The sequence below is a fragment of the Priestia aryabhattai B8W22 genome, from assembly GCF_000956595.1.
Classification (GTDB): domain Bacteria; phylum Bacillota; class Bacilli; order Bacillales; family Bacillaceae_H; genus Priestia; species Priestia aryabhattai.
Genome location: NZ_JYOO01000009.1, coordinates 1 through 13,150 on the forward strand (window position 1 = coordinate 1; position 13,150 = coordinate 13,150).

Annotated in this window: 11 protein-coding genes and 1 pseudogene; 2 read left to right on the plus strand and 10 right to left on the minus strand. The window is 40.0% G+C overall.

Annotated features, from left to right (window positions below; translation table 11 throughout):
* Nucleotides 1-6 precede the first annotated feature (6 nt).
* Together N178_RS08845 and N178_RS08850 are read right to left on the minus strand one after the other, a co-directional pair.
* A pseudogene (locus tag N178_RS08845) lies at nucleotides 7-1,480 on the minus strand (alanine/glycine:cation symporter family protein).
* 58 nt (nucleotides 1,481-1,538) lie between these two features.
* Nucleotides 1,539-2,528: a glutaminase gene (locus N178_RS08850; RefSeq protein WP_045291829.1), complete on the minus strand. Its 990-nt coding sequence runs from the start codon at nucleotides 2,526-2,528 to the stop codon at nucleotides 1,539-1,541.
* Between the two features lie 266 nt (nucleotides 2,529-2,794).
* On the opposite strand from N178_RS08850, the gene N178_RS08855 reads away from it, so the two are divergent.
* Nucleotides 2,795-4,045, plus strand: coding sequence for an ATP-binding protein (locus N178_RS08855; protein ID WP_045291951.1), 1,251 nt, complete (start codon nucleotides 2,795-2,797; stop codon nucleotides 4,043-4,045).
* A 4-nt stretch (nucleotides 4,046-4,049) separates the two neighbouring features.
* The gene (locus N178_RS08860) at nucleotides 4,050-4,988 is read left to right on the plus strand and encodes a response regulator (RefSeq protein WP_045291830.1); all 939 of its coding nucleotides are present in this window, start codon (nucleotides 4,050-4,052) and stop codon (nucleotides 4,986-4,988) included.
* Nucleotides 4,989-5,028: 40 nt separating this feature from the next.
* On the opposite strand, the gene N178_RS08865 is transcribed toward N178_RS08860, so the two are convergent.
* The 8 genes from N178_RS08865 to N178_RS08895 form a co-directional block, all read right to left on the minus strand.
* The gene (locus tag N178_RS08865; RefSeq protein ID WP_045291831.1) at nucleotides 5,029-5,637 is read right to left on the minus strand and encodes a malonate decarboxylase holo-ACP synthase; all 609 of its coding nucleotides are present in this window, start codon (nucleotides 5,635-5,637) and stop codon (nucleotides 5,029-5,031) included.
* Nucleotides 5,625-7,325: a biotin-independent malonate decarboxylase subunit beta gene (gene mdcD, locus N178_RS08870; RefSeq protein WP_045291832.1), complete on the minus strand. Its 1,701-nt coding sequence runs from the start codon at nucleotides 7,323-7,325 to the stop codon at nucleotides 5,625-5,627. The genes N178_RS08865 and mdcD overlap by 13 nt, the downstream gene beginning before the upstream one ends.
* A complete protein-coding gene (locus tag N178_RS08875; RefSeq protein WP_045291833.1) occupies nucleotides 7,312-7,614 on the minus strand; it encodes a malonate decarboxylase subunit delta in 303 nt (100 codons plus the stop codon). Before N178_RS08875 ends, mdcD begins: the two co-directional genes overlap by 14 nt.
* Before the next feature lie 23 nt (nucleotides 7,615-7,637).
* Nucleotides 7,638-8,504: a triphosphoribosyl-dephospho-CoA synthase gene (locus N178_RS08880; RefSeq protein WP_045291835.1), complete on the minus strand. Its 867-nt coding sequence runs from the start codon at nucleotides 8,502-8,504 to the stop codon at nucleotides 7,638-7,640.
* A 5-nt stretch (nucleotides 8,505-8,509) separates the two neighbouring features.
* A complete protein-coding gene (gene mdcA, locus N178_RS08885; protein ID WP_045291836.1) occupies nucleotides 8,510-10,162 on the minus strand; it encodes a malonate decarboxylase subunit alpha in 1,653 nt (550 codons plus the stop codon).
* 37 nt (nucleotides 10,163-10,199) lie between these two features.
* Nucleotides 10,200-11,126: an ACP S-malonyltransferase gene (locus N178_RS08890; RefSeq protein ID WP_045291837.1), complete on the minus strand. Its 927-nt coding sequence runs from the start codon at nucleotides 11,124-11,126 to the stop codon at nucleotides 10,200-10,202.
* A 108-nt stretch (nucleotides 11,127-11,234) separates the two neighbouring features.
* Nucleotides 11,235-11,456 carry a hypothetical protein gene (locus tag N178_RS26985; protein WP_169746661.1) on the minus strand — a complete coding sequence of 74 codons (222 nt, stop codon included), beginning with the start codon at nucleotides 11,454-11,456 and terminating at the stop codon, nucleotides 11,235-11,237.
* Between the two features lie 230 nt (nucleotides 11,457-11,686).
* Nucleotides 11,687-12,886: an MFS transporter gene (locus tag N178_RS08895; protein ID WP_045291838.1), complete on the minus strand. Its 1,200-nt coding sequence runs from the start codon at nucleotides 12,884-12,886 to the stop codon at nucleotides 11,687-11,689.
* Nucleotides 12,887-13,150: the final 264 nt, after the last annotated feature.

A 13,150-nucleotide genomic window follows, 5' to 3' on the forward strand; every position in this document is an offset into this window, starting at 1 on the left:
CTTTTTTTAGATAATATTCTCTTTTCCAGAAGGGGAGGAAGTCGATTCTCTCTCCCAACATTCAATATTTTGATTGTTTTCTAACGCATCTTTATAAAAGACTGGATTTTTTCCTGCCTTTTTCTGCTGAGTATAGTCATGCAAGGCAGAAAACGCCACTTTCGATAATAGAAAAATAGCAATTAAGTTCACCACTACCATCATCCCCATAAATAAGTCTGCCAAATTCCATACAAGCTGAAGCTGAGCGACCGATCCAAAAATAACCATCGCTAAAACACCTATACGATAAGACCAAAGCCACATCTTATTTGAATTTAAAAATTCAATATTCGTTTCTCCATAATAGTAATTGCCAATTAACGTACTAAAAGCAAATAGAAATACCATAATAGCTAAAAACCCTGACGCCCAAGAACCGATATGTGTACTAAGAGAAGCTTGCGTTAATTCAATGCCGCTTAGTCCCTGCTTATAGGCGGGGGATAAGAGAACGATAAATGCTGTGCTTGTACAAATCACGAGTGTGTCCGTCAAGACACCAAATGCTTGGATAAGACCTTGTTTCACTGGGTGACTCGTCACGGCAGTTGCCGCCGCGTTGGGAGCACTTCCCATCCCTGCTTCATTGGAAAACAGTCCGCGCTTTACTCCGTTGATTAACGTTGCACCAATTGATCCCCCAAGCGCCTGTTCAAATCCAAATGCATTTTTCACAATTAGAGATAGAACCGCAGGCATTTGATCAATATTTTTAAAGATAATGAACAGAGCCATTCCAATGTATAAAACGGCTAATACAACAACGATGTATTCCGATATCTTGGCGATGCGTTTGATCCCGCCAAAAATAATTACCGCAAATATAACTGTCATAACAATCCCAATCAATAAGCGGCTCGTTCCGAAAGAGTTCTCAAATGCCAGCGTAATCGTATTAGACTGCACAGCGTTAAACACCAGGCCAAATGATAGTGTAATGAGTACAGCAAATAGTCGCCCATCCATCTTTTATTAACCCTTTTTCCATATAATAAGCGGGTCCTCCTCGAAATCCGTTTGACCCTTTTACTTTATAGATTTGAGCGAGTGTACTTTCTACAAAACTTGATACTGAGCCGATAATGGCAATAATCCACATCCAAAATACAGCACCCGGACCACCAAGAGCAATAGCAATCGCTATGCCGGTAATATTTCCTGTTCCTACTCGAGCTGCCATGCTTATGCAGAAAGCTTGAAACGGGGAGACTCCCCCATCTTTAGCCGCTCGTCCTTCTTTCAAAACAAGTACCATTTCTTTCAACATGCGAAACTGCAAAAAACGGGAGCGAACCGTAAAATAAATACCGATTGATACAAGTAAAATAATTAATAAATTCGACCAAAAAAAATCATTGATGACACTAATTACACTTTCGATTGCTTGTTGCACGCCTATCACCTCATTAAAAAATTTGGTAGAACAAATGCAAAACATGAAAGTTTTTTCTCTTGGTGTTTATATTATTGAAGCGAGTGAAGAGTACGTAAATAGACTAAAAAATACTCAAATCCCATTCTTTTGCGATTTTTTTTAGCAGCGTAACGCCTTTTACGCTATTTCCATACTCATCAATAGCTGGACTGTAAATTCCGATACCGCATCCGTCAGGAAATGGAGACTGCTTTTTCGTATTAGGTGGCACCAATGACATGATTCCTCCTGATACACCGCTTTTAGCTGGCATACCAACAAATGCCGCAAACTTTCCTGAGGCATTATACATACCGCACGTAAGCATGAGCGCTTTTGTTAATTTAGCTACTTCTTTTGGAATTACTTGTTTGTGAAACACTGGATGATATCCGTCTAATGACAGAATTAATCCGATCAGCGCAATATCTTCAGTCGTTACTTCAATTGAGCACTGCTTTAAGTAAACCTCTAGAACTTCTTCTACTTCTCCTTGTAAGTAGTTTGTTTCTTTTAAATAGTAGGCAAGCGCACGATTTCGATGAGACGTTTGCCATTCTGATTCAAAGACGGTTTCATTAATGAGCGGTGTTTTCCCGGTAAGCATTGTTATCACATCAAACAAATAGCTTAATTTTTCTTTTGCCGTCTCCCCAGATAAAAGAGATGAAACCGTTAAAGCACCGGCGTTAATCATAGGATTGAACGGCTTTCCTGGTTTATGCATTTCCAGTCTTATAATAGAATTAAATGCATCTCCAGTCGGCTCTACATCCACTCTCTCTAGTACATAAGGAATGCCGCAGCATAAGCAAGCTGCTATAAAGCTAATGACTTTAGAAATACTTTGAAGAGTAAATACCGCTTCATAATCCCCAGACTGGATAACTGTTCCGTCAGCACCAATCAAACAAATACCTAATTGAGACGAGTCCATATCTTTCAGAGCGGGGATATAATCAGCCGTTTTTCCTTCTGACGAAAATTCTTTTATTTGTTGCACCCACTCATGTAACCGATCTTTTGCAGTGAGCTGTAAGTGAGACATTTCCTGTTCTATTTCTCTTTTCATTAAAATCACCTCATCACTTCATTAACTTTTTATTTTAAAGCGCTTTCATAAAGCGCGATTTCATTTTCATTTTTAATGTACAATGCAACCTACGAGAGCATACAAAAACCTACAAAATTTTTTGGAATTATATTTTTATCTTTGGCACTCTTCTCCATTGTGCTGGACGCTGTCACAATGTATACTAATTCACGAATCACTTCAGGAGGTGTAATTATCTGAATTTTAAATCTTTCATTCGAAAAGATCCGTACATTTTATTGCTCATGCTCATTACTGTTCCGCTGGCAGGAGAGCTAAAATTTTATCCGTTAAATGAAACATTTCGAATTACATTTGGAGCTCCTACATTTTTCTTTTTCCTATTGCTTTTAAAACGAAAAACCGTTTTATCCGGCGGCTTGTTAACTGCTTTAAGCGTCGTTCTCTTTCGCATCATGCTCGATTATATCACTCTCGATCATTTTCAATTTGCGGCTTCTGCACATACGCATTACCCTACGTTTTTCTTTTACTTTACGTATGCACTTTTATTTTTTATTTTTAAAGTAAGCCGCATGAACTATAGTGCTATTGTGATTGGATTGATTGGACTCATCATTGAAATAGCTGCTGATATAGTCGAACTAACTGCGCAGTATATCGTTTTGCACACAACCATTCATGTTGATTCATTATCCGATATGGCCGTTATTGCTTTTGCTCACAGCTTCATTGTGCTTAGCTTTTTTAATATGATGACAATTTATGAATCACAGTCACGAGAACGTCAAATTCGCAAACAAAATGAGCACATGCTAATGCTTATTACAAGCCTTTATGAAGAAACTGTTCATTTAAAAAAGACCCTTCATAATACAGAAGTGATTACAAAAGCTTCGTACGATTTATACCGTGTATTAAATCAGCAGGAAAAAGATCATTCTGTGCTAAATCAATCGCTCAGCAAAAAAGCGCTTCGGATTGCAGGAGATATTCACGAAGTAAAAAAAGACAATCAGCGTATTTTTGCGGGCTTATCTAAAACAATTTCAAATGAAAGCTTTCAAAATTATATGAAAACAGAGGAATTAATCGAGCTGATCGTACGCATCAACAAAAAATATGCCGATTCTCTTCACAAACAAATTAGCTTTTTTTCTTCTGTCACCGGGGAACATTTCAGCTACCACGTTTACACTATTTTATCGATCATTAATAATTTGGTAGCAAACGCAGTGGAGGCGATTAAAAATGAGGGAATGATTGTTTTATCCGTACATAGACAAGCTGAACATGTAGAATTTCATGTACAAGATGATGGTCCTGGCGTGCCTTTGAAGTACGAAAAAGCTATTTTCGAACCTGGCTTCACCTCAAAATATGATCAATTTGGAAACCCCTCTACTGGAATTGGCCTTTCTTACGTAAGAGATATTGTGCAAGAACTTGGAGGTACGATTGAAGCTAAATATGGAGATAACGGGATGATTTTTATCATTCAAATACCTCTTTGTAGTCTAATTCAGAAAGGATGAGTTTATGCGATTTTGTATTACAGATGATGATTCAGCCATTCGTTCAACGCTCAGTCAGCTGATTGAAGATGAGGATTTAGGAGAAGTTGTAGAAGAAGTCGTAGACGGAAGCTTTTTAGATGCCTCTACGTTAAATTTAAAGCAAATTGATATTTTATTTATTGATTTACTTATGCCAGGACGAGACGGAATCGAAACGATCCGTCATTTAAAAGATTCATTTAAAGGAAAAATGATTATGATTTCACAGGTAGAGTCCAAAGAATTGATAGGAGAAGCCTATTCATTAGGAATTGAATACTATATTACAAAACCAATTAATCGAATTGAAATTTTAACGGTTATTCGAAAAGTAATTGAACGAATCTCTCTTGAGAAATCAATCGATGATATTAAAACCTCCTTGAATAGTTTAGCGACAGCTCATCACGCTTCCCCTTCAAGTCAGCCGATAACGAAACAAGCTCATCTATACGATGTAGGGAAATTCTTATTAGCCGAATTAGGTATTGTAGGAGAAAATGGTGCAAAAGATTTACTGGATATTTTACAGTTTCTGTACACTTATGACCAAAGAGAAAGTGTGGAAAAACATTTCCCTTCTCTAAAAAATATTTTTGTGAATGTCGCTGAGAAAAAATTGGGCGCTCACGCGTCTTCCATTGAAATTAATCGTGAAACCAAGGCTTGTGAACAGCGAATAAGACGAGCAGTTACTCACTCACTGAATCACTTTGCTTCTATTGGATTAACAGATTTTTCAAATCCAAAGTTTGAAAATTACGCTTCTAAGTTTTTTGACTTTACAGCCGTTCGCAAAAAAATGAAAGAATTGCAGGGAGATTCTAAAATTTTGCCGATTCGCATTAACACCAAAAAGTTTATTCAAATATTCTTTTTGGAAGCCAAGCGTTTGTTAAATCAGGAAAAAAGCTGGTATTGACAGAAAAGACGGAAAAGGTGCAGATCCCTCTTTCCGTCTTTTATATTAATTGATTCAGTTTCACTAAGGCAGGCCCATATATAGTACGCAGAAGCAGCGTCTCTTCGCCTTTTGCATATTCCGTTAGAGAAAAGGCTCCTTTTTCTGTTTCTACCTGTACATCTACAGAAACTGAGCACCTCTTTAGCTCACTGACTATCATTTCCGCTTGTTTCACCGACAAATATGAAGAAAGGCGAATAAGTACATCTAAATCACTGGTTGTCGTGACAACTTCTTCACCGCTTGCAAGCTCAAACCCCACACTGCCGGTTGGTCCCCACGCAAATTCCCCAAAAATAATAGCCACCTCTTCTAAAGCGCGTATAGCTGGCATGTTTCTGGACTGGCCGTTTTGAAAAAGTGAAACGAGATTTTCCGGCCTAATTGTTTGTTTAATGGCCTCCTCAGATAAAAAAGCACCAAAACGCTGATTTCTTCGTTCTCCTCTTACTCCAACAGGTATCAGTTTATCTCGGTAAACAGCACGCCTTACAACTACAAACGGAGCTTTCGCTAAAGAATGCTCCACCCACTCGGGGATAGGTGTATAACTGATAAGCTTTGCTTCCTCTTTTAACTGAAGCAAATCATGAGCTATATATTCCATTGTTTTTCCAACTCACCTCTTACTAATAAAGAAGCTTTTCGCCCTGCTTTTCTTGCTTGCTCACTGTGCAGCCGGCTGCTTAAATCGTATACACCTTCACGGCGTACATCTTCTACTGCTCCAGTCAAAATATCTTGAATCGTTTGAACGTCGCGCTCTGTGGGCTGCTCTGCTTGAATACCGCTAATCAGCTCATATAAAGCACCAAGTGAAGCAAATGACTCAATATCATAGGCCATGGAAGGGACTTTCTTTGAAGCTTCTTCAAGTTCTTTGATGCTTCTTTTGGTAATGCGTGCAGCCGACTGTTTGGACATGGCGTGAACATTCACTCCTTCATCTTTCAAAGCCAATATCCGATTTGATTGGTATCCATGAGCCAAAAACGCTCCTGAAATTGCTTTTCCGACAATTAACGTAATAACCGGATGACCTGCTAAGCGCGCTGCTGCATAAGCATCAGCCGCAGCACCGCAAGCATAGTGAATACCTAGAAGTTCTTCATGATATCCATAGGCTTGACTCGGCACATCCACAATGGCAATTATAGGACGCGGAGATTGATTTCGATCTTCTTTTATGACTTCACGAACGTGCTTGGCAATTGCCCATCCTTCATCTAGTCCTACTTCGCCTTTTCGTGCACGTAAGAAACGATTATAAGGATTAGGCACAACCGATATATATCGGACCTTTTCTCTTCCTAGTAGTGCGTCTTTATAAAGAACGGAAGGAATTTCAAAATCTGCTTCTTCATCATTTATTAAAGCGTTAATCCACACGCGACCGCGGCTGTTGGGCATGCTACCTGGAACTTCGTTCAACGAGTAAGAGACTGTTAAAGGGATATGTTCATTTTTTGTTACTTTATACAATTCTTGAAATTGATCAGGAGCCATTTTTTCTGAAGGATCAACCTTACTAAGCAAATGTCTGTAAAAATCTACTTGTTCTGTTTTACTAGCTACTTTTTCTTTTTTGTGAAACGTCTCTTGAACCGCCCGTTGAATAGCAGTAACATCATCCTGTGCTAAGGCATCTGCAAACCCCGTTTCATAGCGTTGAATACCGCCAATCGTTTTCCAGATTAAGCTTCGGTCTCTTGCATCAAACTCTTCAACTCCCGCTTCTTGTTCAATCACTTCGGGGCCGTTAAGACCAAACCTTGCTTCTTTTGTCATAATGAGATAACTAAAGAGTGAAGCAGTGATAGACATCCCTCCAAAGCAGCCTACATTTCCTGAAATAACGCCGACAACAGGCGTATGCTCACGCAGAGCAACTACAGCTGAGCCAATTTCAGATATCGACAAAAGTCCATAATTCGCTTCTTGCAGCCTTACCCCTCCTGTATCGAATAGAAAAACAGGTCTAACAGGAACACCTTTTTTGTGATTATTAAGAGCTAATTCTAAAGCTCCTGCAATTTTAGCTCCCGATACTTCACCGATGCCTCCTCCTTGAAACCCTCCTTCTATTGAAATGACAACTGCTGGCTCCCCTGCTATCAGCCCACTTGCTATAATGACGCCATCATCGCTTTGAGGAACAATATCTTGCTTAGGTAAATGAGGCGATTCGATCCCGTCAAAAGGGCCGAGCAGCTCACGGAATGTGCCTTGATCTAAAATTGCCTGCGCTCGTTCTCTTCCATTTAACTCAATAAAGCTTTGATTATTTACTCCCATTTTCACTCACCTCCAAAGCTTGTGCAAGACGCAAAGCGACTACACCAGGCGTAGCACCAAAATCATTAATTACAATTTTCGCTTGAATTGTATGAACACTAAAGAACCGGTCTAATACAGCTTTCCAGGTTTCACTAAACCCTTCACTTCCTGTTCGTACTGATACGTGAGCCTGTTCTTCATCAGAAGGAACCATTAAAATTTCTAAATCCCCTGAACCAACAACGCCTACATGTGCGCGCTGAGTTAACTTTCGATCGGCTTTGTATTTAAACACTAACGTTTCCATTGGCCACTCCTCCCTGCAGACGTTTACGATTTTTTAAAAAGAGATATTCGATCTAAAAATAATACAGCAGCCAGCAAATCTGCACTTCCACCTGGAGAAGCGTTAGATGATAGAAGAATAGTATCTAACGCTTCTAGCCGCTGTTTTCCTATTGGTGTAGATACCCCTCCAGCTTCTAATACATTGGATGCCGCCATTTTAACCTCCTCTAACACAACCGGACCCGCACGATGCAAAATACACGTATCATCAAGATTGGCTATTAGTGTTACTAAAGTATCAATCCTCGCTGATGTTTCATGTATGCCTAGCTTGCGAGCCTTATGTAAAGCAGGCAAGCCTATATGAATCACGCGTGGAAATCCTTGCTTCGCCTCTCCAGCCGCTCCTTTTGCGCCATACTGTTTTTTCACACGGAGTCCATTAGATGAATGCAGAGGACAAAAACGATCTGCATAACGAGCAATTTGTCCTGCAGTTTCTGTAATGGATGCAGGTGATGCTTGAATGCCGCAAACCGCTGTTGCAGAAGCAAGTAGACCTAATGCCCAAATAGCTCCTTTGTGTGTATTAACACCATCCGTAGCCGTGTACATAATTTGTTCGCCTTCGCGTCCAATTCGAGCAATTTCTTCCCTTAGTAACTGACTTGGCTGCTTTCCTTGACTATATAATGCAATCTGTGAAAAGGTCGGTTGTAAAGCATAAGCAGAAGTTAACAGCGTTTCAATATTCATATCTTGATGAGATCCAGTTGTTGCTGCATCTACAAGTCCAGGCTTAGGTGTAAGCACCGCCTCATCAACCAGAGCAGTAACTGCCATTTTAGCTATTAGACATGAGTAAAACACAGCTGGTCTTGGCTCTTCTTGAATACTCTGAATACGCATATTCCTTACCAGCTCCTAAATTTAGCAGGGGGATTGTACAAGCCACCTGACCATTCTACTAAATCTTCTACACTTCTCGCCGCCAATAATGAACGCTTTGCTTCCGTACGGCGAATCTGTAAATCTTCCGGAAAAGCCACTAGGCCATCTCTGCGCATTCTTTCTACTTTATTTTGGTTATGCCGTAACCCTATAGGCGTTACCCCTGCTACGGCTTCAAGCGCTGCTTTTCTTTCTTCCAAGCTTTGTGCTTTATATAAATAAGCAATTCCTTCTTCGGTCACGACATGTGTCACATCATCCCCGTAAATCATAACAGGAGCGGTAGCTAAATTTGCCTGTTTAGCTACATTTATTGCATCCAAAGATTCAACAAAAACAGGCTCATTTCCCGATTGAAAGGTTTCAACCATTTGAACAACTAGCTTTCTGCCTCTTGCTAGTTCGTGCTGCTCGTTTATCATATCCAACCAAGCAGGCGTAGAATGTCGGCGGCCTCTAGGATCATGCCCTATGTTAGGCGCTCCGCCAAATCCTGACAAACGTCCGGATGTGACGGTAGAAGAATTTCCTTCTCCATCTATTTGCAAAGTTGATCCTACAAAAGCATCTACCGCATATTGACCAGCCACTTGACACATCGCACGGTTTGAACGCAGACTGCCGTCGCGTCCTGTAAAAAACACATCTGGACGCGCTGCTGTGTATTGTTCCATTCCTACTTCTCCGCCAAAGCAGTGTACGCTCTCAATCCATCCGCTTTCAATCGCCGGAATTAACGTAGGGTGAGGGTTCAGAGCCCAGTTCTTGCATATTTTTCCTTTCAGTCCTAACTTTTCTCCATAAGTAGGCAGCAAAAGCTCAATTGCAGCTGTATTAAAGCCAATTCCATGATTTAATGATTGTACGCTGTGGCGCTCATAGATACCTCGAATCGTCATCATAGCCATTAAAATTTGGAGCTCTGTAATATGACGAGGATCTCGCGTAAATAAAGCTTCCAATTGATAAGGCTGATCCGCCACGACGACACAATCAATCCAAGAAGCCGGAATATCAACTCGCGGAAGTTCTTCAACAAGTTCATTTACCTGCACAATGACAATTCCGTCTTTAAACGCTGTTGCTTCAATAATCGTCGGCGTTTCTTCCGTATTTGCTCCTGTATATAAGTTACCTTGTGCATCCGCTTTATCGGCAGCCACTAATGCAATATTGGGAATTAAATCAATGAAAAGACGTCCGTAAAGCTCTAGATATGTATGAATTTCCCCCATTTTCAACGTGCCATCTTCAATCATTTGAGATACGCGAAGACTTTGAGCACCTGCGTACGAAAAATCAATTTTTTCAGCAATTCCTTTCTCGAATATGTCGAGATGTTCCGGCCGTGAAATACTAGACATAATCATATGAAGGCCGTTTATTTTATCAGCGCTTACTTCATTCAGCGCCTTTGATAAAAAAGATGCTTGCTTTTGATTGTCTCCTTCAAGCACTACTTTATCTCCGGGTGATATAAGCAATTCTAACGCTTCAATAATGTGTGCATTAACCAATAACTTTCCTTTAAGAAGATGGTCTATTTTCGCAAGGCGGGCTGCTTTTTGATTTCGGCGAGTTGTCCATGATTTTGAAGTTTTTTTTATGCCACTCATGTTCTAGCTCCTTTCTTCTATTCCTAAATTAAGGCGCTTACATTTTTTCTTTTTCCATTAGAATTAACACAGATTTCATGGTAGATTCGGCTGCAGAAATAGCCCTTGCTTCCGGAAAGCTCTTAGCAGTCAAATCCGTTAGTACTCTTCCGGGAGCCATTTCAATGTATAATCTTGTACCCATTTCATACATAACTTCCGTAGCATCATGCCAACGAACGGGCAGGGCAACACTCGCTGCCAGATCTTCCTTAATATCAGCAGCTTTCCATAATTTCCGAGCTTTACAATTACCTATAAAAGGAACGACCGGGGCTTTTCCTTTCACTTCCGTTATTATTTTTCGTAATTCGCTCGAAACTCCTTCCATAAGAGGACAGTGAGAAGGCACCGTTACATGAAGCATTTTAGTTTTTCTAGCCCCTTTTTTAGATGCTTTTTCAAGAACTTTCTCAATTGCTTTTAAGGTGCCAGAAATCGTTATTTGATCAGGAGCATTTAGATTCGCTACGTAAACAGGAGCTGCATCAGTTGATATTTCATGTACAATAGAGAGAAGCTGATGTTCGCGCAGTCCCATTACAACCCCCATACCATAACCATCAGGATAAGCATTTTCCATCAGTTCCCCTCTTTTTTTCACAAGAAGAAGAGCTTCTTTAAAAGATAACACTTCAGATGTAACTGCTGCTCCAAACGCCCCTATTGAATGCCCTCCTACCACGTCTGGCGAGTATCCTTTGTTTTTAAAAGACCTAGCCGTAGCCACCCCTGCAATAAAAAGACATATTTGAACGTTTTTATTATATTTTAATCTTTCTGACGAATCTAACGATAACACGTCTTGATTTAAAGCCTCACTTGCTTCTTCAAACGTAGTGGCTAATCCCCATTTATTTTTTATATCATGAAGCATACCAGCATATTGTGCGCCTTGTCCTGGAAATAAAAATGCAACACTCATCGTATTTCTCCTTTCGACTTTATATCATCCAAGGAGATAATGGATAATTTTATTATAAAGAACATAGGATCAATAACTCTAATACATATTTCTTATATATCCTATAACTTAAAATCTATATAAAAAGAGATTGAGACATAATGAATCAATGGAATCTAAAGATGAACTAATTGGATAAAGGAGCTTATATGGCCCGCTTGTTCCATCGCGGTTGATTTCCATGCAAGACTTTGCTTTCCGCGGGCGGCCGGTGAGCCTGTCGCTAAGCTCCTGCGGGGTCTCACCTATTCCGCTTTTCCCGCAGAAGTCTTCGTCTTGTCCTCCAATCAACCGCTAGAAGCAACTACATACATAAAATCTACGTTCATCCTACCCATAAAAAAATCCGAACGAGTTAGATTCTCCATTAAGAATCTCGATTCATCGTTCGGATTTCCCTTTAACTAAACTACTTTTGTCCCAGCCTCTTTTTGTTTGCTACATATGAGACGGCAAACGCGGAAGCACTTCTTCTCCTTTTATAGCTAAGAGATCATCGCAAAAGGCGATGATCTCTTGTTTTATTTTGCTTTTGCTTCTATTGAGCGGCTCCATGCGGTTAATAAGACCGCTCCTAAAACCATCACTCCCCCAATCCAAGGAGTATGAACAAGACCAATGGAATCAACAATCAGGCCGCCTACAAAAGAACCAATAGCAATTCCAACATTAAATGCAGCAATATTAAGCGCAGAGGCTACGTTCACTGCTGAAGGGACATACTTTTCAGCTAAGTTCACGACCAGCACTTGCAGTCCAGGTACGTTCATAAATGCCAATAAGCCCATGGCAAAAATCGTAATTGTTCCCGCTACTTTAAACGATGCAGTAAACGATAAAATAACTAAGATAACTGCTTGAATTAAAAACATCCAAAATAATGCTTTTAACGGGTTTTTATTCGCAGCTTTTCCTCCGACCGTATTTCCGATGGCTACTGCTACACCATATACCAGTAGCAAGATACTAACCGCGCTTGGTGCGTACCCTGTTAGCTTTTCAAGAATAGGTGCTAAATACGTATAAGCTACAAACGTCCCGCCATATCCTAAGGCGGTAATAGCAAACGATAGTAAAAGCGGCCCGTTTTTCAAAATTTCCAATTGATCACTAAATTTTGCCGGCGGCGCTTCTTTTAAGTCTTTAGGCACTAAAAGAGCACTTGCAATAATGGCAATAACTCCAAGTAACGCTACTCCCCAAAATGTTGCTCTCCAGCCGAAAGCTTGTCCGATAAATGTACCAAGCGGAACACCAGTAACAGTTGCTACTGTCAAACCTGTAAACATTAAAGCAATGGCACTTGCCCGCTTATCTTCCGGCACCAAATCAGCAGCAATAGTCGCACCGATAGAAAAGAAAATACCGTGTGAAAATGCAGTGATAATTCGTGCTATAAGCAGCAGTCCAAAGCTTGTTGACAAAGCTGCTACTGAGTTTCCTACGATAAAAATAACCATTAATAGCATCAGCAATGATTTTCTGCTCATTTTACTTGTTAAAGCTGTTAATACGGGAGCTCCAAATGCAACTCCCATTGCGTATCCTGAAATTAATAACCCTGCTAGTGTAATGGAAATATTTAAATCATCTGCAAGCGATGATAATAAACCTACTGGAACAAACTCAGTTGTCCCGATTCCAAAGGCGCTAATAGCTAGCGCTAATAGCGGCAAAGCACCGCTTTTTTTACTTTGTTGTGTTTGTGAAAGTGTATTCACTTCTTAACGCCTCCTGTTCGTTATAATAATTTTTCTATAATAGCTTCTCTTACAGCTGATTAGCGCAGGTACCCTTCATATATTCGCTAACCGGCCATCAACAATTGTTATTATGAGCGATGTAAAACCAAAGAAAAAGTACGCACTTTCAAGTGATATAGGTACCTGGAGGTTACAATAAGCGTAAATACTAAAGTCATGAACTATTGGGTATTCTAAAAAAATGCTTACACCTAGAAAATTTTGCTCTATAGTGGTATGATA

What these genes read in the sequence shown, in the direction of transcription:
- N178_RS08850 (WP_045291829.1), bottom strand. Translation starts at nt 2,528, where the DNA reads ATGAAAAGAGAAATAGAACAGGAAATGTCTCACTTACAGCTCACTGCA.
- N178_RS08855 (WP_045291951.1), top strand. Translation starts at nt 2,795, where the DNA reads ATGCTCATTACTGTTCCGCTGGCAGGAGAGCTAAAATTTTATCCGTTA.
- N178_RS08860 (WP_045291830.1), top strand. Translation starts at nt 4,050, where the DNA reads ATGCGATTTTGTATTACAGATGATGATTCAGCCATTCGTTCAACGCTC.
- N178_RS08865 (WP_045291831.1), bottom strand. Translation starts at nt 5,637, where the DNA reads ATGGAATATATAGCTCATGATTTGCTTCAGTTAAAAGAGGAAGCAAAG.
- mdcD (WP_045291832.1), bottom strand. Translation starts at nt 7,325, where the DNA reads ATGGGAGTAAATAATCAAAGCTTTATTGAGTTAAATGGAAGAGAACGA.
- N178_RS08875 (WP_045291833.1), bottom strand. Translation starts at nt 7,614, where the DNA reads ATGGAAACGTTAGTGTTTAAATACAAAGCCGATCGAAAGTTAACTCAG.
- N178_RS08880 (WP_045291835.1), bottom strand. Translation starts at nt 8,504, where the DNA reads ATGCGTATTCAGAGTATTCAAGAAGAGCCAAGACCAGCTGTGTTTTAC.
- mdcA (WP_045291836.1), bottom strand. Translation starts at nt 10,162, where the DNA reads ATGAGTGGCATAAAAAAAACTTCAAAATCATGGACAACTCGCCGAAAT.
- N178_RS08890 (WP_045291837.1), bottom strand. Translation starts at nt 11,126, where the DNA reads ATGAGTGTTGCATTTTTATTTCCAGGACAAGGCGCACAATATGCTGGT.